The following is a 26,701-nucleotide window of genomic DNA, read 5'->3' as shown; positions in this document are numbered from 1 at the left end:
AGCCGAAAGAGCCCATGAAAGACCAGGACGCACCGCACATCACGCCCTACACCAAGCCGGCCGCCGGCTGGGACGCCCTGAAACACGTGACCATCAGCCTGCGCCAGGAGCGGGTCGCGCCCGAAAATCTGAAGGCGCTGCTGGCGCAAAACCAGCCGGACGGCTTCGATTGCCCCGGCTGCGCCTGGCCCGACCGCAACCACGCTTCCACGTTTGCCTTTTGCGAAAACGGCGCCAAGGCCGTCGCCGCCGAAGCGACCAGCCGCCGCGCCGGCCCCGAGCTGTTCGCCAGCCATACCGTCACGCAGCTGCTGGAGCAATCGGACTACGCGCTCGAACAGCACGGCCGCCTGACCGACCCGATGGTGTACGACACTGCCAGCGACCGCTATGTGCCGATTTCCTGGGAAGACGCCTTTGCCCTCGTGGGCCGCCACCTGCGCGCCCTGCCCGACCCGGACCAGGCCGCGTTCTACACGTCGGGGCGCGCCAGCAACGAAGCCGCCTTTCTGTACCAGCTGATGGCGCGCCTGTACGGCACGAATAACTTCCCCGACTGCTCCAACATGTGCCACGAGGCGACCAGCCGCGGCTTGCCAGCCACCGTGGGCATCGGCAAGGGCACGGTGACCCTGGCCGACTTCGAACTGGCCGACACCATCCTCATCTTCGGCCAGAATCCCGCCACCAACCACCCGCGCATGCTGGGCGAACTGCGCGATTGCGCGCGCCGCGGCGGCAGCATCGTCTCCATCAATCCCCTGCGCGAACGGGGCTTGCAGCGCTTCATGGACCCGCAAAGCGCGCTGGAAATGGCGACCCTGGGCAGCACGCGCCTGGCCGGCCTGTTCGTCCAACCGACGCTGGGCGGCGACTTCGCCCTGATCAAGGCCATCGCCAAGCGGGTCGTCGAGCATGACGATGCGGCGCAGGCGGCAGGCAGGCCCGCCGTCATCGACCACGCTTTCATTGCTGAACACTGCAGCGGCTTCGACGCTTTCCGCGACGACCTGCGCGCAGAGAATTGGCAACTGCTCGTGGCAGAATCGGGCGTGGCGCGCGCGCAGATCGAGGCATTGACGGACATCTTCATCAAAGGCCAGCGCATCATCGCCACCTGGGGCATGGGCCTGACGCAGCACAAGCACAGCGTGGCGGCCATCCGCATGCTGTCGAACCTGATGATGCTGCGCGGGCAGATCGGCAAGCCGGGTGCCGGGCTATGCCCCGTGCGCGGCCACTCGAACGTGCAGGGCGACCGCACGGTGGGCATCGAGGAAAAGCCGACGGCGGCCTTCCTCGACCGCCTGGGCCAGGTGTATGGATTCGCGCCGCCGCGCGCGCATGGCCACGACGTGGTGGCCACCATCGCAGCCATGCAGCGCGGCGACGTCAAGGTATTCATTGCGCTGGGCGGCAATTTCGCCGCCGCCACGCCCGACACGCCGCTGACCTTTGCCGCCCTGCGCCAGTGCGCGCTGACGGTGCAGGTGGCCACCAAGCTCAATCGCAGCCACCTGGTCATCGGCAAGGAAGCGCTGCTGCTGCCCACCCTGGGGCGCACGGAAATCGACGTGCAAGGCGGTGTGGCGCAGGGCGTGACGGTGGAAGATTCGATGAGCATGGTGCATATCTCGTACGGCCGCAATGCGCCCGCTGCGCCGCAGCTGCGCTCGGAAGTGGCCATCGTGGCCGGCATGGCTGAAGCGACGGTGGGGAGCGTCCTGGTGAACTGGCGCGCGTATGCGGCCGACTATGCGCGCATCCGCGACGACATCGAAAAGGTGTTTGACGATTTTTACGACTACAACGCCAGGGTGGCGCAGCCGGGCGGCTTTCATCTGACGGTGGCGTCGCGCGAGCGCGTGTGGAAGACGGCCAGCGGCAAGGCCAGCTTCCTCGTCGCCCCGCTGGACCTCGATACGCCGTTGCACCGTGCTAGAGCGCGCCACGGCGAGCGCCTGATGGTCTTGATGAGCACACGCTCGCACGACCAGTACAACACCACCATCTACGGCATGGATGACCGCTACCGGGGCGTGTACGGCACGCGCAAGGTGGTCTTCGCCAATGCGGACGATATCGCCATGCTGGGTTTTGCCGATGGCGACATGGTGGACTTGATCGGCGCCTGGGACGATGGCGTGGCGCGCCGCGCCGATGGCTTCCGTCTCGTCGCCTACGACATCCCGCGCGGCTGCCTGGGCGCATATTACCCGGAGACGAACGCGCTGGTGCCGCTGGCCAGCACGGCCGACGGCGCCGGCACGCCCACGTCGAAGTCCGTGCCCGTGCTGCTGGAACGCAGCGGAAACTACAAGGTGACGCCGGGCGTGTAATCGACGTAGGCATCCTGGCGGCAGAAACCCGCCAGCTTCATGCCTGCCTGCGTGGCGATGGAAATGGCCAGCGAACTGGGGGCGGAAATCGTCGCCAGCAGCGGAATCTGCATGCGCGCCGCCTTGCGCGCCAGCTCGTAGCTGCCGCGGCTGGACAGGAAGACGAAGCCGCGCCGCATGTCGATACCGTGCAGCGCGAGATGGCCGATCAGTTTATCGAGGCCGTTGTGGCGGCCGACATCCTCGAACACGTGCACGATATCGCCATCGGGCGTGCACCACGCGGCCGCGTGCACGCCGCCCGTTTCCCGCATCAGCGTCTGGTGCTCGCGCAAGCCGGCGGAGGCACGCGCCAGTGCGGCCGGCAGGTCGACGCGGATCAGGGATGGCGGCAGCGGCGCCGGTTGCAAGTCAAGCATGTCGATGCTGTCGATGCCGCACACGCCGCAGCCCGTGCGGCCCGTCAGCTGGCGGCGCCGGTCCTTCAGGCGCACGAAATCTTCCTGGGCGATGCGCAAGGCCACTTCGGCGGAGTCGGGACGCAAAAATACTTCGCAATCGAAGATGGCATCGGCGGAAACGACCACGCCTTCCGTCAGCGCGAAGCCGTAGGCAAACGCTTCCAGGTCGCGCGGCGTGGCCATCATGACGACGTGGGAAATGCCATTGAAGACCAGCGCGACGGGGATTTCCTCGGCGACGTGGTCGATGGCGGGGGTAGCAACGCCCGCCTGGTGGCGGACGATGGCGCGCTCGACGAAGCCGGCGCGTTCGATCTCTGTATCTTCTGACATGGCAACCATGGGGGAACTTTCACAGGCCCCATGGTAAACCAGAACGGCCAGGCAGGGGGCGGCCCCTGCCCGCGCCATCAATCCTTCTTCGGACGGCCCGTTTTCAGCTGCGGCAAGCCGGCCAGCACGTTTTGCAGGGTGGCCAGGTCGATCTGGCTGATCAGCGCTACGCCGATGCGCAGCAATTCGCTTTTCTTGATCTCGAAACCGGCCTTCAGGCAGGCTTTCTTCACCTGGCCCAGGACTTCGTATTCCGCCTCCGGCATGGTGAAGCTGTCGCGCACGAGTTTCGGCTTGCGGGCTTTTTCCTTGACGGCGACGACCTTGGCCGCCGGCGCTTTTTTCGCTGGCGCAGGCTTGGCGGCTAGTTTGGCTACCGGTTTGACGGCGGCTTTCGCTGCCGGCTTGGCGGCGGGTTTCGCAGCGACTTTGGCCGCTGGCTTGGCAACGGCTTTCACTGCCGCCTTGGCGGCTGGTTTGGCGACGACGGCCTTGGCCGCCGGCTTGGCGGCTGGCGCCTTGGCAGCGGCAGGCTTGGCGGCGGCAGGCTTCGCTGCTACTGGCTTCGCTGCTGCCGGCTTCGCTGCGGCCGGTTTGGCGGCCACTGGCTTGACGGCGGCTTTTGCCACCGGCTTGGCTGCAGGCTTCACTGCAGGCTTGGCGGCCGGTGCGGCCTTGGCCGCTGCCGCATTGATCGAGGCGCTGGTAGGGAACATCGATACGGGCGCGCTGTCGGGCTTTTTCGCTGGGACGGTTTTGGTCATGGATTTTCCAATCTAGTAAATAATATAAACAATATATACTGTTTTTAAAAATCTTGCTTGCTGCACATCAAGTCACGCGCATGGCATGACCCAATGATCCACTACGCGCTGGCGCGGATGGTGAAATCGACCCCCACCTCGTCCCAGAATTCCTGCTCCTTCTCGATCCAGAACGACACAGTCGGATGGTGCGCCACCCAGCCGCGCTTGATATCGAGCTCGATGCGGTTCTTCATGCGCAGGCGCAGTTCGCTGAAATCGGCTTCGATGCGCGCATGCATGAGCAAAATCGACAGGCGCAGCGCCAGCACGGCCTTGGCGAAATCGGGGTCGGACAGCACTTCGCCGATCTTGCGCAAGTTGCCCTTCTGCGCCAGGATCAGCCGGCTCATAGTCTTCTGCTCGCGCGTGGTAAAACCGGGCAAGTCCGCGTTTTCCACGATGTAGGAGGCGTGCTTGTGGTAGCCCGTCTGCGACACGGCCAGGCCCACTTCATGCAGCAGGCTGCTCCAGCGCAGGCATTTCACCAGCGCGTCGGACGTGGGCTTGAGCTGCGCATACATGGCCAGCGCCTGCTCGGCCACCCGGCCGGCGCGCTGCTGGTCGATATGGAATTTCTCCATGCAGCCCTGCACCGACTGTTCGCGACGGTCGCGCTTGGTCGAACGCAGGTACAGATCCCACATCACGCCCATGCGCAAACCCGCCTCGATCGGCGTCATGGCGGGAATGGCCAGTTCACGGAACAGGCCAATCAAGATCGCCAGGCCGCCGACGATGGTGCTGGCGCGGTCGGGCCGCAAGCCGGGCATGTCGATGCGGCTCGTGTGACCGAGTTCGATGAAGCGGCGCGCCAGCGCGTCGAGGCTGGCGCTCGTGAGCAAGCCGTCACCGAGCTTGTTGCGGGCGATGATGTCGGCGATCGTGCGGATGGTACCGGAAGAACCATAGGCCGTCTTCCAGTGCTGCGGATGGTATGGCGGTGCCGCATCCTCGAAATGGCTGCGCGCCGACAGGATGGCCGCCTCGAACGACGGCGCGTCGATGCGCCCGCCGATGAAGAACCACAGGCTTTGCTTGACGGTGCCCAGGCTGAACGACTCGACCCGCTCGATATCGTTGCCGCGCCCCAGTATCAGTTCGGTCGAGCCGCCGCCGATATCCATCACCAGCCGGCGTTCGCCGGGTATGGCCAGCGCATTGGCCACGCCCATGTAGATCAAGCGCCCCTCTTCCTCGCCCGAGATGATCTCGATCGGGTAGCCGATGGCTTGCTCGGCCAGCGGCAGGAAGACGGCGCCGTTGCGCGCCACGCGCATGGCCGATGTGGCCACCACGCGCACGGCATCGAGCTCGAAGCCCGCGAGGATGGCGCGAAAGCGCTGCAGGCAGGCCAGTGCGCCCTGCATGGCCGCCTCGGTCAGGTCGCCATTGGCATCCAGGCCGGCGGCCAGGCGTATCGGATCGCGCACGCTCTTGACCACGCGGATCGTGTCGCCATCATGCTTGCCGACGTGTAAACGAAAACTGTTGGACCCCAGGTCCACCGCTGCATACATACTGGCCTCTTGTCTTGTCATTGCTGTGCCAACTGAAAAAGTTGGCAAACTCAGTTGCTAAACTATATAAATCATTTAAACGATTTAAAAATCCTACCACACTACCCCCATCGTATGACAGCGGCGTGACAGGATTGTGACAAAACAGCGCGTAGCCGTGACGTTTAAGAACGTCTGACAAAACCGTAGCGAGCGGAAGGAAGTTGTGATTGAGAAGCGCAACTGTACGAAGGTACAGTGAGCATCGCAGACCACAAATTCCGACGCGCAGTAGGTTTTGACAGGTGTTCTACGGCACGATGGTGGTAAACAAATATACCGCGAAAATCACCAGGTGCACGGTGCCCTGCATGACCGTGGTGCGGCCCGTGCCCAGCGACAGGGTGGCCACCATCAGCGACAGCAGCAGCAGCACCGTCGACTTGATATCGAGACCCAGGGTGATCGTCAGGCCCGTGGCCAGCGACACCACGACAACAGCCGGTATCGTCAGGCCGATGCTGGCCAGTGCGGAGCCGAGCGCCAGGTTCAGACTCGTTTGCAGGCGGTTGGCACGCGCGGCGCGCACGGCGGCCAGGCCTTCTGGCAGCAGCACGATGGCGGCGATGACGATACCGACCAGGGTTTTCGGCGCGCCCATGGCGGCAATCGCCGTCTCCAGCGCGGGCGCCAGCGACTTGGCCAGCAGCACCACGGCGCCCAGACACACCAGCAGCGCACCGGCGCTGACCCAGGCGACTGTTGGCGTGGGCGGCGCCGCATGCACCTCTTCATCACCGACGGCCTCCTTGGGCAGGAAGTAATCGCGGTGGCGCACCGTCTGCACCAGCACGAAGGTGCCGTACAGGACGAGGGAAATGACGGCGATGAAGATCAGCTGGCTGGAATTGTAGAAGGGGCCGGCGGCGCTCGACGTGTAGTTCGGCAGCACCAGGGTCAGAACGGCGATGGCCGCCAGGGTGGCCAGCGAAGCGCTCACGCCCAGCAGGCCGAAGGTCTGCTCACGGTGGCGCCCGGCGCCCAGCAGCAGGCAGATGCCGACGATGCCGTTCAGGATGATCATGATGGCGGCAAACACGGTGTCGCGCGCCAGGCCCGTCGTTTCCGGTCCGCCTGCCAGCATCAGCGAGACGATCAGCGCCACCTCGATCAGGGTCACGGCCAGTGCCAGCACCAGGGTACCGTACGGTTCGCCGATGCGGTGCGCCACCACTTCCGCGTGGTACACGGCGGCCAGCACGCTGCCGATCAGGCCAGCGACCAGCAGGATCTGGTAGGCGCCGCCGACATTGAAGGTGGAACCGAACAGGAACAGCCAGCCGGCAATCGGGGCGGCAAGCGGCCATACAGGCAGGGATTTAAGCATTTTCATTATGGGCCTGGCAAGAGTAAAAAAGGGGAACTGCGGTGTGGACAGCAAAGGACAACAAGGGCAGCCTGGCGTGCATGCCACAGCATAACTTGCCTAGCTTAAATGAAAGTTAGGGAATGCACATGTTCCGGTGAAGGCGCTCCACGCCTGGTTCACCGTTCAATCACCTTGCCGCGGCGCACGTGCTTGCTACCAGCAACTATAGTCCCTTTGGTAACATGCCGTTGCAATTTCCTTGTCTTTTTGCTTCCGGCTGCCGTCATAATGCAGGATCCGCCTTCGCGGCACCGACCAAGGACCAACCATGATTTCCATAAACAGCACAGCCATGCGCATGTTCTTCTTCGCGGGCAGCTTGCTGTGCGCCGCCGCGCACGCGGACACGCCGCCAGCGGACGCCGCGCAAGTTGACGCAGACTGGGCCACTGCGGCCGCGCCTGCAACAGCGTCAGAGTCACGCTGGCAAGACAGCCTGCCGCCCGCGCCGCCCGTGGCGCCACGCGAAGAAAAGATACTGCCCAAGAGCGAATGGCTGACCGTCGAACCGATGAAAGCGCCTGACCGGCGCTGCGATCCGGGCCTCGATGCCCTGTTCCTGCCCAAGGAATGCGGCAAGGAACCGAGCTGGCTGGGCTCGCACAAGAAGTAATCCGATTTAAATATCGAGAGTGCTGGCAGCTTGCGCCTCGACGACGCGGTTGCGGCCCGCCTGCTTGGCCGATTGCAGCGCCTCGTCGGCCCGCTTGAACAGGCTGACGGTGCTGTCTTCGGCGCGGATGGTGGTCACGCCCAGGCTGGCCGTCAGCTGCAGCACGGCGCGCTCCGTCTTGACGGGCAGCGCTTCGACGGCAGCGCGGATGCGCTCGGCCACCATCAACGCATCGACCAGGGTCGTGCGCGGCAACTGGATGGCGAATTCGGCGCCGCCCAGGCGGCCCATCAGGTCGCTGTCGCGCAGTTGCTGGCGGCACGTGTCGACGATGGTTTTCAGCACCGCATCGCCCACGGGATGGCCATAGCTGTCGTTGACTCGCTTGAAGTGGTCGATATTGAGCACCACCAGCGCCGTCGGCAAACCGGGCCGGCGCGCCAGCGCCATCCATGGCGCCAGCGCCTGGTAAAAACCGCGCCGGTTCGGCACGCCCGTGGCCGCATCGAGCACTTCCAGACGCGCCAGCTCGCCGCCCAGTTTTTCACGCGACAGCAGCAGATAGCCGAAGGCGTTCGTCAGCATCATCAGGTACAGGGCGCCGAAGCCGGCCAGCTGCATCAGCTCCGCGTCAAAACCGGGGACGGCGGCGGCCAGCACACCGCGCGCGGCGATCAGCAGCGACAGGATGCCCATGCTGACGACGAGGAAGCGGCGCAGCATGCTCGCCTCGCGCCACTTCAGGCACAGGGCGGCCACGCCGGAGAGGAAGAAGCCGGCCACGATCAGCGAACCGCCGGCGCTGCGCAGCAGCGGCGCCACGTCGAACAGGTAGCAGGCGGCAAACAGCGCCACCGACAGGCCCAGCGCCGGCAGCACAGTGCGGCGCCAGCCGCTGCGCCCGGCCGCCTGCCACAGCGCGCCCGCATCGAGCGCCATGCCGGCAAACAGCAGGCTGTTGCCAAGCAGGATGGAGAGGAAATCGGGCAGCACGCCGCGGAAATACAGCAGACACCAGGCCACGGCCTGGCATTGCTTGGCCACCGCCCAAGTGGACATGCTGAGCGACTTCTTGCGCTCGTACTCGAAGAAGAACAGGGCCGCGCACAGGCTCAGGTTGCCGAGCGCCAGGGCCAGTACCAGGGTCTTGATATCCATGGGCTACGCGATCGATGCGCAGGCGCGGCGCGCCAGGTCAGATTTCGTGTTCGACATTGGTGCTGCCGTCGCCGATCTTGCTGGACCACGCCTGCACGAAATACTGCTTTTCCACTTCGCTGGGCGCCTCGTGCCAGAACACGATCAGGGTGCCCTTGTGGTCGTGGATCTGCGCCACTTTTTCAATGAATCCGACATTGGCGGCCTGGTCGGCCAGCGCCGCCGCGTAACCATACACGCGCGTCAGCCGCTCGATGCGGTCAGGCTCCGTGAAACTGTTCGTCGCCGTAATGATGGGGTGATCCAAAAACATGCTTGTCTCCATGGTGCCCGACTGCGCGGCCGTGCCGCCGCGCGCCGTACATATACGCATGCTCGGCGCGGATTAATCGGGTATGCTCACGGGAGCTTATCAGATTTCTCTGAATGCAACAAAGCATCTCCCCCAGCCTACTCAGCGAAGTCGTCCCATGCCGGAAAACAGAAGCACCACCCCACTTGCCCCGCAGGTGCATACCTGTGGCGACCGGCGCCGCCTGGAATTCCAGCCCGGCATGATCCAGAGCGAAATGCTGCTGTCGCGCCCCGACCATCTGCTGCTGCGCTATGCGCGCGCGATGATGTGCTTTACGCTGTTCGTGCCGCGCCCGCGGCACATCCTGATGGTGGGACTGGGCGGCGGTTCGCTGCTGAAATTCTGCCACCGCCACCTGCCCGATACGCGCATCACGGTGCTGGAATTGCGCGCCGACGTGATCGCCCTGCGCGAGCAGTTCATGCTGCCGCCCGACGATGCGCGCCTGCGCATCATCGAGACGGATGCCGTCAGCTACATCCGCCAGCATCCGGGCTGCGCGGACGTGCTGCTGCTCGACGGCTACGACGAAACGGGCTTGCCCCCCGCCCTCGGCAGCGCTCGCTTCTACGCGGACTGCCTGCGCGCCCTGCTGCCCGGCGGCGTGCTGGTGGCCAACCTGTTCAGCTATGACGAGCACTACCCCGCCATGCTGGCGCGGCTGATGCTCACCTTCCGCGGCGCCGTGTGCCACTTCGATGGCATCGCCGGCAATAACCGCATCGTCTTCGCCGCCAAGCCCGGGCAGGACCCGGGCGCCGGCGGCCGCGCCGTGCGCGTGGTGCGCCTGGTGCGCTGGCGCCGGATGGCCGGCCTGGCGTTCCTGAACCGCTTTCTGCCGGCATGGCAATTGTGGCGTTTGCGCCGCCAGTCCGGCGCGGGCAGCGACTGAAAGTCATCTTCCCCGGCCAGAGATATTGTTGCTTATTTGCAGTGTTTTGGTGCAAAATCAGCATGCCGGATGTGGTTTATGACAAACTACGGCCTGCGTGGGGCCGGCAGGCGCTGCGGAACCCAAGTGACCATGAAGTGAGATAGGAAAAACCATGCTGCGTGGCCGCCTGCCATTGTCGATTTCCGCCGCGGCCGCGCTGACCTTTGCCTGCGGCGTCAGCGTGACGGCCGTGCTGTTCGCCGCCATCAGCCAGCTCGAATACGACAAGATGAGCCTGAGCCTGCAGCAGCGCGCCGGCGCCAGGGTGGCCGCCATCGAGCAGGGACTCGACGATGCGGTCGAGGTGCTGACCACGACGAACCAGCTGTTTGCCGCCGTCGTGCCCGTCACTCGTGAACAGTTCCATGACTTCACCACACCGCTGCTGCGGCGCCACCCGTTCATCCAGGCCTTCAATTTCCACCGCATCGTGCCGCATGCGCAGCGCGCCGCATTCGAAGCGGAGCTGCGGCGCATCGTGCCCGACTACGCCATGACGGAAATGCGCGACGGCGTCGTCGTGCCCGCGACGACGCGCGCCAGCTACCTGGTGGTGGACTACCTCGAACCCTTGCAGGGCAACGGCCCCGCCTTCGGCCTGAACGTCAGCCCGAACGGCGTGCTGGCGCGCGCGCTGGAACAGGCGATCATCAGCGGCCAGACCACCGCCACCGGCTTGCTGGCCCTGGCGCAGGGACCACGGCAAGGTTTCGTCATGGTGCATCCCGTGTACCGCCACGGCGCGCCCCTGCAGACGGTGCAGCAGCGGCGCGCGGCGCTGATAGGCGATACGGCGGCCGTCATCCTGGCCGGGGAGCTGGTGCAGAAAATCCTCGCCGGCGCCGACCTGCTGGGCGACCCGCAGCTCGAACTGAGCGTCTACGCGGACGCCGGCGCCGACCCGCGCCAATTGATCTTCCGGCATGGCCAGGCGCCCGCCAACGAAGCTGGCGGCGCCTGGGAATCCTTGCCGCGCTGGCTGCACTTTGCCTACCACGACCATTATGACCGGGCCTTTACTTCCGCCGGCCGGCCCTGGCATGTGCGCGTGGTGGCCCATCCGCGCCCCTTCCTGGCCGACCATCTGGGCTCATTATTCACCGTGATCACGGGCTTGCTGTTCAGCTTGCTGACGGCCGCCTTCGTGCAATCGCTGACGCAGCGCTCGCGCCGCGTACAGTTGCTGGTGGAGCAACGCACGGCCGACCTCAAGCGCAGCAACGAGCTGCTCAGCGCCGACGTGCGGGCGCGCCAGCGCACGGAGCGCGCCCTGCAGGAAAGCGAGAAGCGCTTCCGCCGCCTGCTGGCCCTGTCCTCGGACTGGTACTGGGAACAGGATGCCAACTTCTGCTTTACCCACATCACCAGCGGTTTCACGGACAAGTCGAACATGCCGCTGGAACGCTTCATCGGCATGACGCGCTGGGAAAACAATCCGGAGATGCGCAATTCGCGCTGGGGCAAGCAGCATATCGCCAACCTGGAAGCGCACCTGCCCTTCTCCAACCTCGAATATGCGATGCACGACCGCGATGGCCAGCTGCGCTGGTTCAGCATCAATGGCGAACCGCTGTTCAACGAACTCGGTGAATTCCGCGGCTACCGGGGCACGGGTTCCGAAATCACGGAACGCAAGCTGGCCGAGCAGCAAATCCAGCACATCGCCCACCACGACGTGCTGACGGGCTTGCCCAACCGCGCCCTGCTGCGCGACCGCCTGGCGCAGGCGATGGCCCTGTCGCGCCGCAAGAACCGCGCATTGTGGGTACTGTTGATCGACCTCGACCGCTTCAAGTTCGTCAACGACAGCCTCGGTCACAAGGCTGGCGACCTGCTGCTGAAAACCATCGCCACGCGCCTGCAGGCCAGCCTGCGCGAAAGCGATACGGTGGCGCGCCTGTCGGGCGACGAATTCGTCGCCATCCTGTGCGAACAGGCGGACGAAGTGCTCAGCAGCGCCATCGTGCAGCGCGTGATGGATGCCGTGGCCCAGCCCGTACTATTGGATGGCAAGGAATTCTTCGTCACCTGCAGCATCGGCGTGGCCGTCTACGACATGTCGCGCTACGACGCGCCCGGCGACGTGACCCTAAATGGCGAGACGCAAAACCTGATCGAGCAGGCCGACATCGCCATGTACTGCGCCAAGAAACAGGGCCGCAACAACATCAAGTTCTATACGACGGCCATGAACCAGGCCACCCTGGAGCGCCTGCGCATCGAGACAGCGCTACGCAACGCGCTCGAACGCGAACAGTTCGTGCTGCACTACCAGCCGCAGGTGGACCTGGCCAGCGGGCGCATCGTCGGCGTGGAAGCGCTGCTGCGCTGGCAGCATCCGGATCTGGGCATGGTGGCGCCGCAGCGCTTCATCGCGCTGGCGGAAGACACGGGCCTGATCGTGCCGATCGGCGCCTGGGTCATGCGCGAAGCGTGCGCGCAGGTGAAACGCTGGCATGCGGCGGGACTCGATACCTTGCGCCTGGCCGTGAACCTGTCGGCGCGCCAGTTCAACGAGCCTAACCTGGTGGCATCGATCGCCGAAGTGCTGCTGGAAACGGGCTTGCCGCCCGCCTGCCTGGAGCTGGAACTGACGGAAAGCCTGTTCATGCACGACGTGGCGCTGGCCGTCAGCCAGCTGCACGACATGAAGGCGCTGGGGGTGCAGCTGTCGATCGACGACTTCGGCACCGGCTATTCCAGCTTCGCCTACCTGCGCACCTTCCCCATCGACGTGCTGAAGATCGACCGCAGTTTCGTCGGCGACGTGGCGCGCGACGCGGACGACGCGGCCATCGTCGTCTCCATCATCGCGCTGGCGCACAACCTGAAACTGCGCGTGGTGGCCGAAGGGGTGGAAACGGCCGAACAGCTCGATTACCTGCGCCGCCATGGCTGCGACGAGGCGCAGGGCTATTACTTCAGCCACCCGCTGCCCGCGCACGAAGTGGAAGCGCTGCTGCATACGGCGGTGCAGGACAGCGGCGTCCTGACTTGAACATATGGCGCGGGCCTTACAGCTTGTGCTGCAGGAATTCGAGGAAGCAGCTGATGCGCTGCGCCAGCTGCGTGTTGCGGTAGTAGACGGCGTGGATCTGCTGGCGGTAGCCCGTATAGAACGGCTGCAGCACTTTCACCAGGCGGCCGGCCGCGATGTCGTCCTTCGTCATGAAGTCGGACAGGCAGACGATGCCCTGGTCGTGCAGGGCCAGCTGGCGCAGGGTTTCGCCGCTGGAGGCGGCCAGCGCGGGCACGATCTGCAGGCTGTTGCCCGCTTCGTGGCGCAGCGGCCAGTTGTTGCCCAGGTCATACTGGGCAAAGCCCAGCAGCGCGTGGCCGGACAGCGCTTCCGGCGTAGCCGGTTCGCCATGGCGCGCCAGGTAGGCGGGCGTGGCCAGCACGTGCAGCGGGCTGGCCGTCAAGGCGCGCGCATGCAGGGTCGAATCGACCAGGGCGCCGATGCGGATGGCGATATCGGTGCGGTGTTCGAGCAGGTCGGCGATCTGGTCGTTGCTGGTCAGTTCCAGGCGGATGTCCGGGTACATGGCGCGAAATTCGGCCACGTGCGGCACCACGCAATGGAGCATGAAGGGTGAAGCGGCATCGACGGACAGGCGCCCGGCCGGCTTCTGGCGGCGGATGCGGATCGATTCCTCCACGTCTTCCATCGAGGCGAGAATGGCGCGCGCCTTGTCCAGGAATAGCTGCCCTTCTTCCGTCAGCTCCATGCGCCGCGTCGTGCGGGTCAGCAGCGAGGTGGCCAGCTTGTCTTCCAGCCGCGACAGGGCGCGGCTGACGCCCGACGTGGTTTGCCCCAGGTGCACGGCGGCCGCGCTCAGGGTGCCGCTGTCGATGACGGTGACGAAGATTTTCAGGTCGTCCGAATTGATATCCATTGTTGCCTTATTATTGCCTGCGTTTCACATATCGCGCCATTATAATGGAACCATGGCAACAGTGAGGGCAGGCAACAACGTCAGGCAACGTAGAACAAAATGGCGACAAAATGGCAGCTACTGCCGGCCAGCACGAACAGGTGCCAGATGCCGTGGCCATGGCGCAGCTTGTGGTCGGTGGCATAGAAAGCGATGCCGCCCGTGTAGCACAGGCCGCCCGCCACCAGCCACAGGAAGCCGTTCCACTCGAGCGCCGCCAGCAGCGGCTTGATGCCGATGACGATCAGCCAGCCCATGGCCACGTAAATGACCAGCGACAGGATGCGCGCGCCTTTCGCGTACACATATTCCTGCACGATGCCAAACAGGGCCAGGCCCCAGACGACGCCGAACAGCGACCAGCCCCAAGGCCCGCGCAGGGTCACCAGCATGAATGGCGTGTAGGTGCCCGCGATGAGCAGGTAGATGGCGCAGTGGTCGAGCCGCTGCAGCACGGCCTTGGCCTTGCCGCGCACGCTGTGGTACAGGGTGGACGTCAGATACAAGGTCAGCAGCATGGCCGCATACACGCTGCAGCTGACGATTTTCCACGGATCGCCCGTGCGGGCCGCCACGACGATCAGGATGACGCCGCCGATGGCAGCCAGCGCGGCGCCCACCGTATGGGAGATGCTGTTGAAGCGTTCGCCGTGGTACATGGCTTAATACCGCTTTGCCAAGACGCAGCAGACACCCGGGGTCAGACCCGCCGGGACTCGGCGTCCCCGTCTGACCCCAGCCTTCCGCTGGGAGCGGTCAATCAAGCTTCTTCCGCCTTCTTGCGGGCCGGACGGCGCGCTGGCGTCTTGCGCGGCGCCTTGGCTGGCTTGTCTTCCGCTACAGGCGCGATTTCCACCGGTGCCGCTTCGACGACAGGAGCCGATTCCACAACATCAGCCGCCTTCTTGGCCGGCTTCTTCGCCGCTGCCGCCTTGCGGGCCGGCGTGCGCGGCTTGGCCTTCGGCTTCGCTTCGGCGACGGCTTCCACGATCGCTTCAACTACCGGCTCAGGCATGGCTTCCACAGCAGCGACTTCGACAACTTCGGCGCGCGCTTCGCGGGCGCCATCGCCATTCTTGCGGCCGCCACGGCCATTGCGGCGCGAACCGAGCTTGGCGTTGCCTTCTTCGGCCACCACCTCGGCGGCGGCTTCCGCTACCTCGTGCTGCACCTCCGGCTGCGGCGCCGGCGCATACTGTTCGACGACTGCTTCGGCGTCGGCCACCGGCACGAAGGCCTGTGGCGCGGACTCGCCGCGGCGTTGTTCGTTCTGCTTGCGGCCGCCACGTCCATTGCGGCGCGAATCGCGGCGGCTGCCGCCTTCGCGCTGATTGCCCTCTTCCGCCGCCACGCCGGTCTCGCCGGTGACGATGGCTTCGCTGGCCACTTCCCCGCTCACGGGCGCAGCGACAGGCACCAGGCCGCTGCTGCGGTAGACATAGGCGCCCGATTTTTCATCGCGGCCAAATTCCAGCAAGCCGCGCGTCTGCGCTTCTTCCAGCAGGTTGCCGAAGGTACGGAAACCGTAGTACGACTCGCTGAAGTCCGGCTTGCGGCGCTTGATCGCTTCTTTCAGCATCGAGGCCCAGATCTTGCCGCTGTCGCCGCGCTCCGAGACCAGCGCGTCGAAGGTGGCAACGGCCATCTCGATCGCTTCCGTCTTGCGCGACTCGTATTTTTCCTTGCGGCGCACTTCTTCGTCGGGCGAACGCTTGGCCGCCGGGGTCTCGCGCGCATCACGCTTGGCGGCCGTGCGGCGGCTCTCGCGCACCAGGTCATCGTAGAAAATGAATTCGTCGCAGTTCGCCACCAGCAGGTCGGAGGTCGACTGCTTGACGCCCACGCCGATCACCTGCTTGGCGTTTTCGCGCAGTTTCGACACGAGCGGCGAAAAGTCGGAATCGCCGCTGATGATGACGAAGGTGTTGACGTGGGCCTTCGTGTAGCACAGGTCCAGCGCATCGACCACCAGGCGGATGTCGGCCGAATTCTTGCCGGACTGGCGCACGTGGGGAATTTCGATCAGCTCGAAGTTCGCTTCGTGCATGGTGCCCTTGAAACTTTTATAACGGTCCCAGTCACAATATGCCTTCTTGACAACGATGCTGCCCTTGAGCAGCAAGCGTTCGAGGATGGGCTTGATATCGAATTTTTCGTAATTTGCATCTCGCACGCCAAGCGCGACGTTCTCGAAGTCGCAAAACACGGCCATGCTGAGGTTTTCTGGGGATGACGCCATAGGGGTGAATTCTCGCTGATGATAAGGGCGGACGGGAAGCGCAACGCCTCCCTTTTCCCCTAGTATATTCGCCCATCCCCCGTTTCGGCGACAACTATCGTGCGCGGCAGCCTATTGCGCGCCGCCGGCGGCGCTCGCGCTGGCGCCGTCGACGGGCCAGACGACGCTTTCATCGACCGAATACAGCTGGCACGGCAGGCTGCTGCGCCGCTGGCACGAAGCGAGGGCGCGCACGTCGGGGCTTTCGCCCTCCTCGGCCCAGGCCCAGGCACCGCTGGCCGACAGGGCAAAGGCGCGCGGCGCGGTTTTCTCGAGGAAGTCGCGGTAGCCCGCGCGGCCCTGCTCTTCCAGATACGGCACGGCGGCGATATCGTCCTGCGGCGCGAAATGCGTGGCGGGCGGCGACGGCGCATCGGCCACGCGGTAGACCTGGCGCACCGGCATGCCGATTTTCTGCAGGAAGCGCTCGGTGGCCGGCAGCCACACGGCCACCCCGTCACGGCTGCCCAGGGTCAGGTGGGCGTCGCGCTTGAACGGGCCATAGGCGACCAGTTGCGCCTGGCCGCCGGAACCCGTGAACGAGCGAAACAGCCGCTGCGCCAAGGCCGGCCCGAAGTAGGAATCGTTGGCGCCATACAGCCACAGGCTGGGAATATGGTTATAGGCGCCCAGGGTGGCGAAGGTCTTCGCCAGCGCCCCTTGCCAATCGCAGCCGGGCATGTCGACGCGCAAGCCGCCGGAAAAATTGAGCACGCCGCGCACGCCGGGCACCACCCGGGTGGCCAGCGCCAGCGCCGCCATGCCGCCGTACGACTGGCCCGCGACGACGATGCGCTGCGGGTCGACCCAGCTCTGGCGGCGCGCATACGCGAGCGCGGCCAGCATGTCGCGCGCCTGGCCCTGCGCGTTGCCCAGCATGTCGCAGCCGAAATCGCGGTAGGCGCCCGTGGAACGGGCAAAGCCGGCGCGCATGGGCAGCATCACCGCATAGCCGCGGCGCACGAATTCGGTGGCCATATAGATAAAGCGCTCGCGCTGCTGCAGCCGGGCCGGGCCGGCCTGCTTGCCGTGATTCATCAGCAGCAGGGGGAACGGGCCGGGGCCGGCGGGACGAAACACCGTCGTCTCCAGCACCTCGCGCAAACCGTCGCCGGCCGGCACCATGATGACTTGCTCGTTCAGGCGTGCGTCGAGCGGCAACGGCGAAGGGACAAGCTGGGCTTTCAGTGGCAGACAAGGCAGGCTGAGCAACAAACCCAGCAAAATGGGGCGAAACAGGTGAAAAATGGCGGACTCCGTGGATGACTTCCCTGCCAGTCTAGACAGTGAAATGCCACAGAACAATATAAAAAAATTACGTGACGCACATATTTTTTACGGCAACCACCTGGGGAAAAATTGTTGCCTTGCACCAACCACTTTTCCTGTTGACGGGAGTACACTGGGCGCACACTGAAGGAGTTGCCATGTCCATATCCGCCCTTACCACCGGTACCTCGGGGCTGACCGCCAACCAGCGCGCGCTGGATGTGGCCGCCAACAATATCGCCAATGCGAATACGCCGGGTTTCCAGCCGCAAAAGGCCGAATTCCAGGAAAGCAGCCCGGCCGGCAGGGGCGTCAGCCTGTCCATCGAAGGGCGCAAGCTGGCCGCCAGCGAAAGCGTCAGCGGCGCCAATGCGAATGCGGCCAAGGCGGCCGAAAGCCGGCCAAACGGCGTGGGCCTCGCGTCCGAACTGACGGATAACCTCGTCTACAAGGCCGGTTTTAATTTATCGGCGAATGTCGTCAAGGCAGCCGACCAGGCCATGGGCAGCCTGATCGACGTCAAGACTTGAACCTGAAGGCTATCGATTAGGTAGCCTGGTTTTTCATTTCCAGCACCAAAGGCGCCATCGCCGGCCGTATCAGCGCCAGCAGCCGCTCGGCGGGAATGCCGTCGCGCGCCTGCACCGACAAGCCATGCAGCAGCGCCGCATAATAGTCGCCCAGCGCCTGCACGTCCGCTTCCCCTTTCAATTCTCCCGCCAATTGCGCCGCGCGCAGGCGCTCGATGACGGCTTGCGTGCGCGCGCGGCGGTGCTGCGCCAGCCAGTCGGCGATGCCCGCGTTTTCCGCGCTCGTGTTGGTGGCGGCCGTGACCACCATGCAGCCTTGCGGCTGGCCGCCGCGCGTGTACAGCAGCACGGCTTCTTCCAGCATGCGCGCCACCGCGTCGCGCACATTCAGGCTGGCGGCCAGCGCGTGCACGGCGAACGCGCCTTCGCCCGTTTCATACAGTTCCACGGCTTCGCGGAACAGCTGCTCCTTCGAGCCGAAGGCCGCATAGATGCGCGCCGAGGCGATACCCAGCGCCGCCACCAGGTCGGTCATCGACACGCCCTCGTAGCCGCGCGTCCAGAACGCATCGCGCGCTTTTGCCAGCGCCAGCGCGCGGTCGAATTCCCTCGGTCTTCCTGCCATTTCTATCCTCTGCTTGCGAACTGGCGGCCAGTATAACGCCTGCCGCCGACGGTGCGTTCGCCAATTATTTTGCATGGCCGCCTTGACCGCGCAAAAGATTTCGCCTATTCTTTGTCGATCGACAAATAATAGGAGCCGATATGAAAACCATTCAAGGACCGAGCCTGCACCTGGCACAATTCGCCGCCGACACGGCGCCCTTCAACACCCTGCCCGCCATCGCCGAGTGGGCGGCCGGCATGGGCTTCAAGGCCCTGCAGATTCCCGCCTGGGATGCGCGCCTGTTCGACGTGGCGCAGGCCGCGCACAGCCAGCAATACTGCGACGATCTGGTCGCCATGCTGGCCGGCCATGGCCTCGTCATCAGCGAACTGACGACGCACATCTTCGGCCAGCTGGTGGCCGTGCATCCGGCCTATGACGCGCTGTGCGACAGCTTCGCGCCGGCACACCTGCATGGCCAGCCAGAAGCGCGCACGGCGTGGGCCATCGAGCAAGTCAAGCTGACGGCCATGGCATCGAAACGCCTGGGCCTCAAGGACATGGGCACGTTTTCCGGTTCCTTCGCCTGGCCCTACCTGTTCCCGTTCCCGCAGCGCCCGCCCGGCCTGATCGAAACGGCCTTCGACGAACTGGCGCGCCGCTGGCTGCCCATCCTCGACGTGTGCGAGGAACAGGGCGTCAACCTGTGCTACGAAATCCACCCGAGCGAAGACCTGCATGACGGCATCAGCTTCGAGATGTTCTATGAGCGCGTGGGACGCCACCCGCGCTGCAAGATGCTGTTCGACCCCAGCCACTTCGTGCTGCAGCAGCTGAACTACCTGGAATTCATCGACATCTACAAGGACCACATCCGCATGTTCCATGTGAAGGATGCGGAGTTCAATCCGACGGGTCGGCAAGGCATCTACGGCGGCTACCAGTCGTGGGAAAACCGCGCCGGGCGTTTCCGCTCGCTCGGCGACGGCCAGGTCGACTTCAAGGCGATCTTCTCGAAGATTGCGCAAAACGACTACGCGGGCTGGGCCACGCTGGAATGGGAGTGCTGCCTGAAGGACCAGGAGGTGGGCGCGCGCGAAGGCGTGGCCTTCATCAACGCCCACATCATTCCCGTGACCGACAAGATCTTCGACGACTTCGCCGGCGCCCCCGTCAGCGCGCAACAGATCCATCAATTGCTGGGCATCCGGCACAACTAATCAAGGAAACCCTATGAACGACTTCATTCACGACTACGTCCGCATCGACGGCCAGCGCCTCCATTGCGTCATCGCGGGTACCGGCAACGGCAAACCCGTGCTGCTGATCCCCGGCTGGCCGCAAACCTGGTATGCGTGGCGGCACGTGATGGCGGCGCTGGCCGCCAGCGGCTACCGGGCCATCGCCATCGATCCGCCGGGGAGCGGTCATTCGGACCGGCCGGCCGGCGGCTATGACACGGGCGCCGTGGCGACCACCTTGCACCGCGCCATGCTGGCCCTGGGCCATGCGCAGTACGACGTGGTCGGCCACGACATCGGCATGTGGGTCGGCTATGCGCTGGCCAGCGACTTCCCGCAAGCCGTGACGAAACTGGCGCTGACGGAAGCCGTCATTCCCGGCCTGGCCCCCGCGCCGCCGATTTTTGTCGCGCCGTCCGACAACATCTTCCTGTGGCACTTCATGTTCAACCAGGTGCTGGACTTGCCGGAAATGCTCACGGCGGGCAAGGAGCGCGAGTACATCCGCTTCATTTTCGACCGCTGGTCGCACCGCCGCGACAAGGTGGCCGTCGACGTGTATGCGGACGCCTACGCCACGCCGGGCGCCCTGCGCGCCGGTTTCGCCTACTACCGGGCCATACCCGAAACCATCAAGCAAAATCTCGAGCGGGCCAAGCGCAGCCTGGCCATGCCCGTACTGGCCATCGGCGCCGACCATGCGACCAACGACGCGCCCCTGCTGACCATGCAGGGCAAGGCGGACAATCTGCAAGGCGCCATCGTGGCCGAATGCGGCCACTTCATCATGGAAGAACAGCCGGAAGCGTTCATCGCCCACCTGCTGCCCTTCCTGGCAGGAGAGCTGACGTGAGCCTCGATCCGCTGATCGCCGCCTGGCTGGAGGAGACAAAGGGTGCGCCGCCGCCCGCCTCGCTGGCAGCGCTGCGGGCGGCCACGGAAACGGGCTTGCGCCAGCTGCACGGGCCATTGGAAGACGTCGCGGCCATCAAGGATTACGTGCTGCCCGGCGACAATGCGCTCACCGTGCGCGCCTACGTGCCGGCCGGTGCGGACACGGCCACGAGGTCGCCTGCCATCGTCTTCGCGCATGGCGGTGGCTGGTGTCTGTGCTCGCTGGACCTGTACGACAATCCGTGCCGCGCGCTGGCCAACGCCACCGGCTGCGTGATCTTTTCCGTCGACTACCGTCTGGCACCCGAGCACAAGTTCCCCGTTCCGCTCGACGACTTTTACCGGGCGCTGTGCTGGGTCGCCGAGCATGCGGCGGCGCTGGGCATCGATGCGAAACGGCTGGCCGTGGGAGGCGACAGCGCGGGTGGCAACCTGGCCGCGGCGGCAGCGCTGATGGCGCGCGACCAGGCCGGGCCCGCGCTGGCGCACCAGTTGCTGCTGTACCCGGCCCTCGATTTTGCCTTCGACACAGCTTCGTATCAGCACCATGCGGAAGGCTTTTCGCTGACGCGGGAAGCCATGCGTTTTTGCTGGTCGGCCTACCTGAACGAACCGGCCGATGGCATGCAGCCTTACGCGGCGCCATTGCGGGCAGCTTCACTCAAGGACCTACCGCCGGCAACGGTGCTCGTATGCGAGTACGACCCGCTGCATGACGAAGGCGTCGCGTATGCGCGGCGGCTGCGCGACGATGGCGTAGAGGCCGAATGCGTGCAGCTCGACGGCATGATCCATGCGGCTATGCACATGCCGGGCTTGACGCCAGCAGCGCGGGGATTGTTCGACGTGGCAGGCCAGGCGATGCGAACAGCGCTGGGAGTGTAATAAAAATCCGCCGCCGGGGATGGCTCCACGGCGGCGGCCTGCTGCGCCGGCATCACGGCGGCGCCACTAGCCAGGGTGTTCCCTTCCGACGTATATCGTCTAGTTTGGCGCTACTCAGGCGACAAGCGCCAAAACGTTTGCGCACGTCAATTTTTCAGACATTTCTCCTGCACCATTTCATGCACCGCACCATTTCGCTGTGCGAACGAATGTTTCACAAAACGGTTGACACGCACAATTTGGCTAGGCAAACTGGTTTCCAGGGAGCCTGAAAATGAATGCAAATATGACAAATATTCAGACCGCGGCAGATCCGGAACTCATCGTCTTCGGCGATGACGAGGAAGGCAAGGACCGCCAGTTCGTCAACGCGCTGGCGCGCGGGCTGGAAGTGCTCCGTTGCTTTCGTCCCGGCGAAGTCTATCTGTCGAACGCGGACATGGCCAAGCGCACGGGCATCCCGAAGCCGACGATCTCGCGCCTGACCTATACGCTCACCAAACTCGGCTACCTCAATTATTCGGACAGCCTGGGCAAGTACCAGCTGGGCGCCGGCGTGCTGGCCCTCGGCTACCGCATGCTGTCGAATCTCGATGTGCGCAAGATGGCGCGCCCGCTGATGGAGGAACTGGCCGAACATGCGCAAGCCTCCGTGTCGCTGGGCACGCGCGACCGCCTCAGCATGGTCTACGTGGAAACCTGCCGCAGCAGCGCCAACGTCACCTTGCGCCTCGATGTCGGCTCGCGCATTCCCCTGATGACGACGGCCATGGGCAAGGCCCTGCTGTGCATCCTGCCGCAGGCCGAACGCGACTACCTGATGGACCACGCCAGGGTGCACGAGACGGAACGCTGGCCCCGTATCAAGGCCGGCATCGAACAAGGCTTCAAGGATTACCAGGACCGGGGCTTTTGCATCTCGGCCGGCGAGTGGCAGAACGACGTGCATGCCGTGGGCGTGCCCATGCTGGGAGCCGATGGCGAACAGGTGATGGCCTTCAATTGCGGCGGCCCCGCCTTCCTGCTGTCGCGTGAAAAACTCGAATCCGACCTGGGACCGCGCCTGGTGGCCCTCGTCAAGACAGTGGAAAAAAACCTGGGCCGCGGTTAGACTGCGCGCCCCCTCTCAACGACAGCTCAAATCAAAGCGCCGAGGAAACCGATGATACGCGACGAAGAAACCCTGAACATCCTGCTCGACAGCATCGCCCGTTTCGTGCGCGAAGTGCTGGTGCCGAACGAGGCGCTGGTGGCTGAAACGGACACGATACCGCCCGCCATCGTGGCGCAGATGCGCGAACTGGGCCTGTTCGGCCTGTCGATCCCGGAAGCGTACGGCGGCCTGGAATTGAGCATGGAAGAGGAAGTGCGCGTCGCTTTCGAGATCGCCCGCACCTCGCCCGCCTTCCGCTCACTGATCGGCACGAACAACGGCATCGGCTCGCAAGGCATCGTCATCGACGGCACGGAAGCGCAGAAACAATACTATCTGCCCAAGCTGGCGGCCGGCGACATCATCGGCTCGTTCGCCCTGACGGAAGCGGGATCGGGGTCCGATGCGGCCTCGCTGCGCACGACGGCCGTGCGCGACGGCGACTTCTATATCCTCAACGGCAGCAAGCGCTATATCACCAACGCGCCCGAAGCGAGCATCTTCACGGTGATGGCCCGCACGGACCCCGTCAAGCGCGGGGCCTCGGCCATTTCCGCCTTCATCGTGGAAAAGGATACGCCGGGCCTTTCCTTGGGCAAGATCGACAAGAAGATGGGCCAGCAAGGCGCGCACACCTGCGACGTCATCTTCGAGAATTGCCGTGTGCCGGCCGCAAACCTCATCGGCGGCAAGGAAGGCGTGGGTTTTAAAACAGCCATGAAAGTGCTCGACAAGGGACGGCTGCACATCGCCGCCGTCTGCGTGGGCGCGGCCGAACGCATGCTGGCCGATGCCCTCGCCTACGCCATGGAGCGCCAGCAGTTCGGCCAGCCCATCGCGGAATTCCAGCTGATCCAGGCCATGCTGGCCGACAGCAAGGCCGAGATTTATGCGGCGCGCAGCATGGTGCTCGACGCGGCGCGCCGGCGCGACAACAAGGAAGACATTTCGACGGAAGCGTCGTGCTGCAAGCTGTTCGCTTCCGAAATGTGCGGCCGGGTTGCCGACCGTTCCGTGCAGATCCACGGCGGCGCCGGCTACATCAGCGAATACGCGGCCGAACGCTTCTACCGCGACGTTCGCCTGTTCCGCATTTATGAAGGCACGACGCAGATCCAGCAAATCGTCATCGCCCGCAACATGATCAAGGCAGCGCAAAAGTGAAGGAGGCCGCGATGGACACTCCTTCCCTGCTGGCCGGCCTGCCGGCGCGCCTGTCGGCCATCCCCGCCTACTGGGCCGCGCGCGCGCCCGATGCGCCGGCGCTGCATGAAGGGGGCCGCCTCTGGACCTATGCGCAGCTGCAACACAGTGTGGAACATGCGGCGCTGCTGCTGCGCCAGCTGGATGTGCGCGCCGGCGACCGCCTGATGGTGGTGGGCGAAAATGGCGCGCTGCAGGTGGCGCTGATCTTCGCGGCCGCCAGCATCGACGCGTGGATCGTCAACGTCAATGCCCGCCTGTCGGCACGCGAGATCGATACCATCGCTACGCACAGTTCCTCACGGCGCGTGCTGTTCCTGGCCGGCGCCTCGCCGGAAGCGGCCGCTCATGCGGCGCGGCGCGGGGCCAGCCCCGTCACCGTCGATGGCATGGGCGAGCTGCTGGCGGGCGGTTTGAACGAGACGGCCATCGCGGAAGACACGGTTCCCGGCAACGAACAGGTGGCCGCGCTGATCTACACGACGGGCACGACAGGGCAGTCGAAAGGCGTGATGCTCACGCACCGCAACCTGCTGTTCATCGCCGCCGTCTCCAGCAACTTGCGCGGCTTGACGCGCACGGACCGCGCCTACGGCGTGCTGCCGATTTCGCACGTGTACGGCCTGGCCTCGGTGGCACTGGGCACGCTGTATGCGGGCGCCGCCTTATATCTGGTGCCGCGCTTTTCCGTCGATGGTTTGCTGGCCGCATTGAAAGACGATGAATTGACCATCGTGCAGGGCGTGCCCGCCATGTACGCCAAACTGCTGCAAACCCTGGGCGGGGCCGATACGCCGCTGCCGACGCGGCTGCGCTTTGCGTATGCGGGCGGCTCGCCGCTGGCGCCATCGCTCAAGCACGAGGTGGAAAAGCTGCTGGGCACCGCGCTGCACAATGGCTACGGCATGACGGAAAGCGCGCCCACCATCAGCCAGACGCGCCTGGAAACGCCACGCCGCGACGATTCCGTCGGCATGCCGATCCCCGGCGTGGAAGTGCGCGTGGTGGACGTGGCCGGCCTGGATGTGGCGCCGGGCGAGCCGGGAGAGCTGTGGATACGCGGGCCGAACATCATGGCCGGCTATTACCGCGAGCCGGCCATGACGGCGGCCGCCATGCGCGACGGCGGTTGGCTGAACACGGGCGACATGGCGCGCCAGGATCCCGACGGCGCGCTGTTCATCGTGGGACGCACCAAGGAATTGATCATCCGCTCCGGCTTCAATGTGTATCCGCTGGAAGTGGAAACGGCCCTGAACGCCCACCCGTCCGTGGTGCAGTCGGCCGTGGTGGGACGCACCCTCGCCGATGGCAACGAGGACGTCATCGCCTATGTGGAACTCGACCCGCGCCAGCCCGCCAGCGTGGCACAATTGCAGGCCTGGCTGGCGCAGACCCTGTCGCCGTACAAATGCCCGTCCGCCATCATCGTCATGGAAGCGCTGCCGGCCGCCGCCACGGGCAAGATTTTGAAGGGGCAACTGCGGCAAATGGCGCAGAATACCCTGTGAATTAACCCTGCTGTACCAGACCCGACAATAAAACCAAGCCACATCACCGGAGGAGACACGATGAAACGCACCTACACACGCATCGCCATGGCAGCGCTGGTTGCCAGCGCCTGGATGGCAAACGCCAGCGCCGACGAATTCCTGGTCGGCGCGGAAATCCCGTTGACGGGCAACCTGGCGCGCGTCGGCGCCGGCATGCAGGAAGGGATCATGGTCGCGGCCGAGGTATTCAACAAGACCAACGGCAAGCACACGATCAAGATCATCACCGTCGACGACGAATCGGCCCCCGCCAAGGCCATCGCCGCCGTGGAAAAGCTGGCCAGCCAGGGCGTGGTGGCGATCACGGGCGGCTATGGCTCGAACAATATCTCGCCCGCCTCGGACACGGCGAATAAACTGGGCCTCGTCTACATCACTTCGGGCGGCGTGGACGACAGCCTGGTGACCAGCGGGCGCAAGAATTTTTTCCGCATCAATAACACGGCCGGCTACGAAAAAGCCATGCTGGGATTGCTGCAGGACGTGGGCGCCAAGTCCGTCTCCATCGTGTATTCGACCAAGGACGCCACCACGGGCCTGGCGAAAGACGTGGAAAAAGCCCTGGCCGCCAAGGGCGTGAAAGTGACAACGCACTCGTTCGACCCGGCCATTACCGACTTCAAGCCCATCATCAACAAGATCAAGCTGCAGGACAAATCGGAAGTCGTGGCCATGGTCGGCTACGAAAACGATTACGTGGGCATCATCCGCGCCGCGCGCGTGCTGAAACCGAAGATCAAGGCCATGGTGGGCGTGTGGTCGCTGGCCACGCCGAAGATGGCGGCCGACTTCCCCGACCTGATGCCGAACGTGTTCGGCACGGCACTGCTGCCCTTCCCCACGGAATTCAAGACAGCCGACGGCAAGGCCTTCAGCGACGCCTACAAGCAGTTGTACAAGAAGGAGCCGGACTACCTGGGCCAGTTCGGCTATGTGCAATCGATGCTGCTGTTCGAGGCGATCGCGCGCGCGGCCGACAAGGGCACCATCAAGAAAGGCGGCGTGGCCGACGAGATGCGCAAGACGGACCGCGAAACCCTGATCGGCCGCGTGCAGTTTGCCGCCAATGGCGACAACCAGAACTTCGTGCACCGCATGGCGCAGCACCAGGACAAGAAAGTGGTCATCGTCTGGCCGAAGGAACACGCGACGGGCAAGCTGGCCTATCCAGCCCTGCCCTGGTAAACGGCAGCCTCCCGCTGCACACGCGCGCGCCCGCACGGACGCGC

23 protein-coding genes are annotated in these 26,701 nt (G+C 64.8%); 12 read left to right on the top strand and 11 right to left on the bottom strand.

Features of this window, described 5'->3' with window-relative positions:
* Positions 1–14: 14 nt before the first annotated feature.
* Positions 15–2,339, top strand: a complete 2,325-nt coding sequence (locus tag V3C40_RS14410) for an FdhF/YdeP family oxidoreductase (RefSeq protein ID WP_331777792.1) — start codon at positions 15–17, stop codon at positions 2,337–2,339.
* Here V3C40_RS14410 and fdhD read toward each other — a convergent pair.
* From fdhD to V3C40_RS14390, 4 genes are all read right to left on the bottom strand, one after another.
* Positions 2,315–3,133, bottom strand: a complete 819-nt coding sequence (gene fdhD / locus V3C40_RS14405) for a formate dehydrogenase accessory sulfurtransferase FdhD (protein ID WP_442907264.1) — start codon at positions 3,131–3,133, stop codon at positions 2,315–2,317. The two genes, V3C40_RS14410 and fdhD, sit on opposite strands and share 25 nt — an antisense overlap.
* A 77-nt stretch (positions 3,134–3,210) precedes the next feature.
* Positions 3,211–3,897, bottom strand: coding sequence for a hypothetical protein (locus tag V3C40_RS14400; protein ID WP_331777790.1), 687 nt, complete (start codon positions 3,895–3,897; stop codon positions 3,211–3,213).
* 101 nt (positions 3,898–3,998) lie between these two features.
* Positions 3,999–5,456 (bottom strand): Ppx/GppA phosphatase family protein, encoded by a 1,458-nt coding sequence (locus tag V3C40_RS14395; protein ID WP_331777886.1) that lies wholly within the window; start codon positions 5,454–5,456, stop codon positions 3,999–4,001.
* Positions 5,457–5,745: 289 nt separating this feature from the next.
* Entirely contained in the window at positions 5,746–6,828 is a 1,083-nt protein-coding gene (locus V3C40_RS14390) for a calcium:proton antiporter (RefSeq protein ID WP_034757382.1), read from the bottom strand.
* Positions 6,829–7,132: 304 nt separating this feature from the next.
* Between V3C40_RS14390 and V3C40_RS14385 the strand changes: the two genes are divergently transcribed.
* A complete protein-coding gene (locus V3C40_RS14385) occupies positions 7,133–7,477 on the top strand; it encodes a hypothetical protein (RefSeq protein WP_070304343.1) in 345 nt (114 codons plus the stop codon).
* Positions 7,478–7,483: 6 nt separating this feature from the next.
* On the opposite strand, the gene V3C40_RS14380 is transcribed toward V3C40_RS14385, so the two are convergent.
* A complete protein-coding gene (locus V3C40_RS14380; RefSeq protein ID WP_331777789.1) occupies positions 7,484–8,635 on the bottom strand; it encodes a GGDEF domain-containing protein in 1,152 nt (383 codons plus the stop codon).
* A gap of 37 nt (positions 8,636–8,672) precedes the next feature.
* Positions 8,673–8,948, bottom strand: a complete 276-nt coding sequence (locus V3C40_RS14375; RefSeq protein WP_331777788.1) for a hypothetical protein — start codon at positions 8,946–8,948, stop codon at positions 8,673–8,675.
* A gap of 157 nt (positions 8,949–9,105) precedes the next feature.
* On the opposite strand from V3C40_RS14375, the gene V3C40_RS14370 reads away from it, so the two are divergent.
* Both V3C40_RS14370 and V3C40_RS14365 read left to right on the top strand, forming a co-directional pair.
* Entirely contained in the window at positions 9,106–9,882 is a 777-nt protein-coding gene (locus V3C40_RS14370; RefSeq protein ID WP_034757369.1) for a transferase spermidine synthase, read from the top strand.
* A 154-nt stretch (positions 9,883–10,036) separates the two neighbouring features.
* On the top strand, positions 10,037–12,922 hold the full coding sequence (locus tag V3C40_RS14365; RefSeq protein ID WP_070304342.1) for a bifunctional diguanylate cyclase/phosphodiesterase: 2,886 nt from the start codon (positions 10,037–10,039) through the stop codon (positions 12,920–12,922).
* Positions 12,923–12,938: 16 nt separating this feature from the next.
* Here V3C40_RS14365 and V3C40_RS14360 read toward each other — a convergent pair whose 3' ends face one another.
* The 4 genes from V3C40_RS14360 to V3C40_RS14345 all read right to left on the bottom strand — a co-directional run bounded on the left by V3C40_RS14360 (position 12,939) and on the right by V3C40_RS14345 (position 17,349).
* Complete coding sequence (locus tag V3C40_RS14360; RefSeq protein ID WP_070304341.1) at positions 12,939–13,820, bottom strand: LysR family transcriptional regulator; 882 nt, start codon at positions 13,818–13,820, stop codon at positions 12,939–12,941.
* Positions 13,821–13,900: 80 nt separating this feature from the next.
* Positions 13,901–14,518, bottom strand: coding sequence for a PAQR family membrane homeostasis protein TrhA (trhA, locus tag V3C40_RS14355; RefSeq protein WP_034757360.1), 618 nt, complete (start codon positions 14,516–14,518; stop codon positions 13,901–13,903).
* 101 nt (positions 14,519–14,619) lie between these two features.
* On the bottom strand, positions 14,620–16,098 hold the full coding sequence (locus tag V3C40_RS14350; protein WP_331777787.1) for an NYN domain-containing protein: 1,479 nt from the start codon (positions 16,096–16,098) through the stop codon (positions 14,620–14,622).
* 111 nt (positions 16,099–16,209) lie between these two features.
* Positions 16,210–17,349, bottom strand: coding sequence for a dienelactone hydrolase family protein (locus V3C40_RS14345; protein ID WP_331777786.1), 1,140 nt, complete (start codon positions 17,347–17,349; stop codon positions 16,210–16,212).
* 215 nt (positions 17,350–17,564) lie between these two features.
* Between V3C40_RS14345 and V3C40_RS14340 the strand changes: the two genes are divergently transcribed.
* A complete protein-coding gene (locus V3C40_RS14340; protein WP_331777785.1) occupies positions 17,565–17,936 on the top strand; it encodes a flagellar basal body protein in 372 nt (123 codons plus the stop codon).
* Between the two features lie 16 nt (positions 17,937–17,952).
* Here V3C40_RS14340 and V3C40_RS14335 read toward each other — a convergent pair whose 3' ends face one another.
* Positions 17,953–18,561 (bottom strand): TetR/AcrR family transcriptional regulator, encoded by a 609-nt coding sequence (locus V3C40_RS14335; protein WP_331777784.1) that lies wholly within the window; start codon positions 18,559–18,561, stop codon positions 17,953–17,955.
* 140 nt (positions 18,562–18,701) lie between these two features.
* On the opposite strand from V3C40_RS14335, the gene V3C40_RS14330 reads away from it, so the two are divergent.
* The 7 genes from V3C40_RS14330 to V3C40_RS14300 all read left to right on the top strand — a co-directional run bounded on the left by V3C40_RS14330 (position 18,702) and on the right by V3C40_RS14300 (position 26,657).
* On the top strand, positions 18,702–19,763 hold the full coding sequence (locus V3C40_RS14330) for a sugar phosphate isomerase/epimerase family protein (RefSeq protein ID WP_331777783.1): 1,062 nt from the start codon (positions 18,702–18,704) through the stop codon (positions 19,761–19,763).
* Between the two features lie 13 nt (positions 19,764–19,776).
* Positions 19,777–20,637: an alpha/beta fold hydrolase gene (locus tag V3C40_RS14325; RefSeq protein ID WP_331777782.1), complete on the top strand. Its 861-nt coding sequence runs from the start codon at positions 19,777–19,779 to the stop codon at positions 20,635–20,637.
* A complete protein-coding gene (locus V3C40_RS14320) occupies positions 20,634–21,563 on the top strand; it encodes an alpha/beta hydrolase (protein WP_331777781.1) in 930 nt (309 codons plus the stop codon). Before V3C40_RS14325 ends, V3C40_RS14320 begins: the two co-directional genes overlap by 4 nt.
* Positions 21,564–21,849: 286 nt before the next feature.
* On the top strand, positions 21,850–22,674 hold the full coding sequence (locus V3C40_RS14315; RefSeq protein ID WP_035817702.1) for an IclR family transcriptional regulator: 825 nt from the start codon (positions 21,850–21,852) through the stop codon (positions 22,672–22,674).
* Between the two features lie 51 nt (positions 22,675–22,725).
* A complete protein-coding gene (locus V3C40_RS14310; RefSeq protein ID WP_072454648.1) occupies positions 22,726–23,880 on the top strand; it encodes an acyl-CoA dehydrogenase family protein in 1,155 nt (384 codons plus the stop codon).
* Positions 23,881–23,891: 11 nt separating this feature from the next.
* Entirely contained in the window at positions 23,892–25,430 is a 1,539-nt protein-coding gene (locus V3C40_RS14305) for a class I adenylate-forming enzyme family protein (RefSeq protein ID WP_331777780.1), read from the top strand.
* A gap of 60 nt (positions 25,431–25,490) precedes the next feature.
* Positions 25,491–26,657 (top strand): ABC transporter substrate-binding protein, encoded by a 1,167-nt coding sequence (locus V3C40_RS14300; RefSeq protein WP_034757328.1) that lies wholly within the window; start codon positions 25,491–25,493, stop codon positions 26,655–26,657.
* The last annotated feature ends 44 nt before the right edge of the window (positions 26,658–26,701 follow it).

The sequence above is a fragment of the Janthinobacterium sp. LS2A genome (assembly GCF_036543145.1).
GTDB classification, from domain to species: Bacteria; Pseudomonadota; Gammaproteobacteria; order Burkholderiales; family Burkholderiaceae_D; genus Janthinobacterium; species Janthinobacterium aestuarii.
Note: the sequence above shows the minus strand (reverse complement) of the source record. Positions and strands in the feature narration are given on the sequence as shown.

Coding starts and splice junctions, on each gene's coding strand:
- V3C40_RS14410 (WP_331777792.1), top strand. CDS start 15: ATGAAAGACCAGGACGCACCGCACATCACGCCCTACACCAAGCCGGCC.
- fdhD (WP_442907264.1), bottom strand. CDS start 3,133: ATGTCAGAAGATACAGAGATCGAACGCGCCGGCTTCGTCGAGCGCGCC.
- V3C40_RS14400 (WP_331777790.1), bottom strand. CDS start 3,897: ATGACCAAAACCGTCCCAGCGAAAAAGCCCGACAGCGCGCCCGTATCG.
- V3C40_RS14395 (WP_331777886.1), bottom strand. CDS start 5,456: ATGTATGCAGCGGTGGACCTGGGGTCCAACAGTTTTCGTTTACACGTC.
- V3C40_RS14390 (WP_034757382.1), bottom strand. CDS start 6,828: ATGAAAATGCTTAAATCCCTGCCTGTATGGCCGCTTGCCGCCCCGATT.
- V3C40_RS14385 (WP_070304343.1), top strand. CDS start 7,133: ATGATTTCCATAAACAGCACAGCCATGCGCATGTTCTTCTTCGCGGGC.
- V3C40_RS14380 (WP_331777789.1), bottom strand. CDS start 8,635: ATGGATATCAAGACCCTGGTACTGGCCCTGGCGCTCGGCAACCTGAGC.
- V3C40_RS14375 (WP_331777788.1), bottom strand. CDS start 8,948: ATGTTTTTGGATCACCCCATCATTACGGCGACGAACAGTTTCACGGAG.
- V3C40_RS14370 (WP_034757369.1), top strand. CDS start 9,106: ATGCCGGAAAACAGAAGCACCACCCCACTTGCCCCGCAGGTGCATACC.
- V3C40_RS14365 (WP_070304342.1), top strand. CDS start 10,037: ATGCTGCGTGGCCGCCTGCCATTGTCGATTTCCGCCGCGGCCGCGCTG.
- V3C40_RS14360 (WP_070304341.1), bottom strand. CDS start 13,820: ATGGATATCAATTCGGACGACCTGAAAATCTTCGTCACCGTCATCGAC.
- trhA (WP_034757360.1), bottom strand. CDS start 14,518: ATGTACCACGGCGAACGCTTCAACAGCATCTCCCATACGGTGGGCGCC.
- V3C40_RS14350 (WP_331777787.1), bottom strand. CDS start 16,098: ATGGCGTCATCCCCAGAAAACCTCAGCATGGCCGTGTTTTGCGACTTC.
- V3C40_RS14340 (WP_331777785.1), top strand. CDS start 17,565: ATGTCCATATCCGCCCTTACCACCGGTACCTCGGGGCTGACCGCCAAC.
- V3C40_RS14335 (WP_331777784.1), bottom strand. CDS start 18,561: ATGGCAGGAAGACCGAGGGAATTCGACCGCGCGCTGGCGCTGGCAAAA.
- V3C40_RS14330 (WP_331777783.1), top strand. CDS start 18,702: ATGAAAACCATTCAAGGACCGAGCCTGCACCTGGCACAATTCGCCGCC.
- V3C40_RS14325 (WP_331777782.1), top strand. CDS start 19,777: ATGAACGACTTCATTCACGACTACGTCCGCATCGACGGCCAGCGCCTC.
- V3C40_RS14315 (WP_035817702.1), top strand. CDS start 21,850: ATGACAAATATTCAGACCGCGGCAGATCCGGAACTCATCGTCTTCGGC.
- V3C40_RS14310 (WP_072454648.1), top strand. CDS start 22,726: ATGATACGCGACGAAGAAACCCTGAACATCCTGCTCGACAGCATCGCC.
- V3C40_RS14305 (WP_331777780.1), top strand. CDS start 23,892: ATGGACACTCCTTCCCTGCTGGCCGGCCTGCCGGCGCGCCTGTCGGCC.
- V3C40_RS14300 (WP_034757328.1), top strand. CDS start 25,491: ATGAAACGCACCTACACACGCATCGCCATGGCAGCGCTGGTTGCCAGC.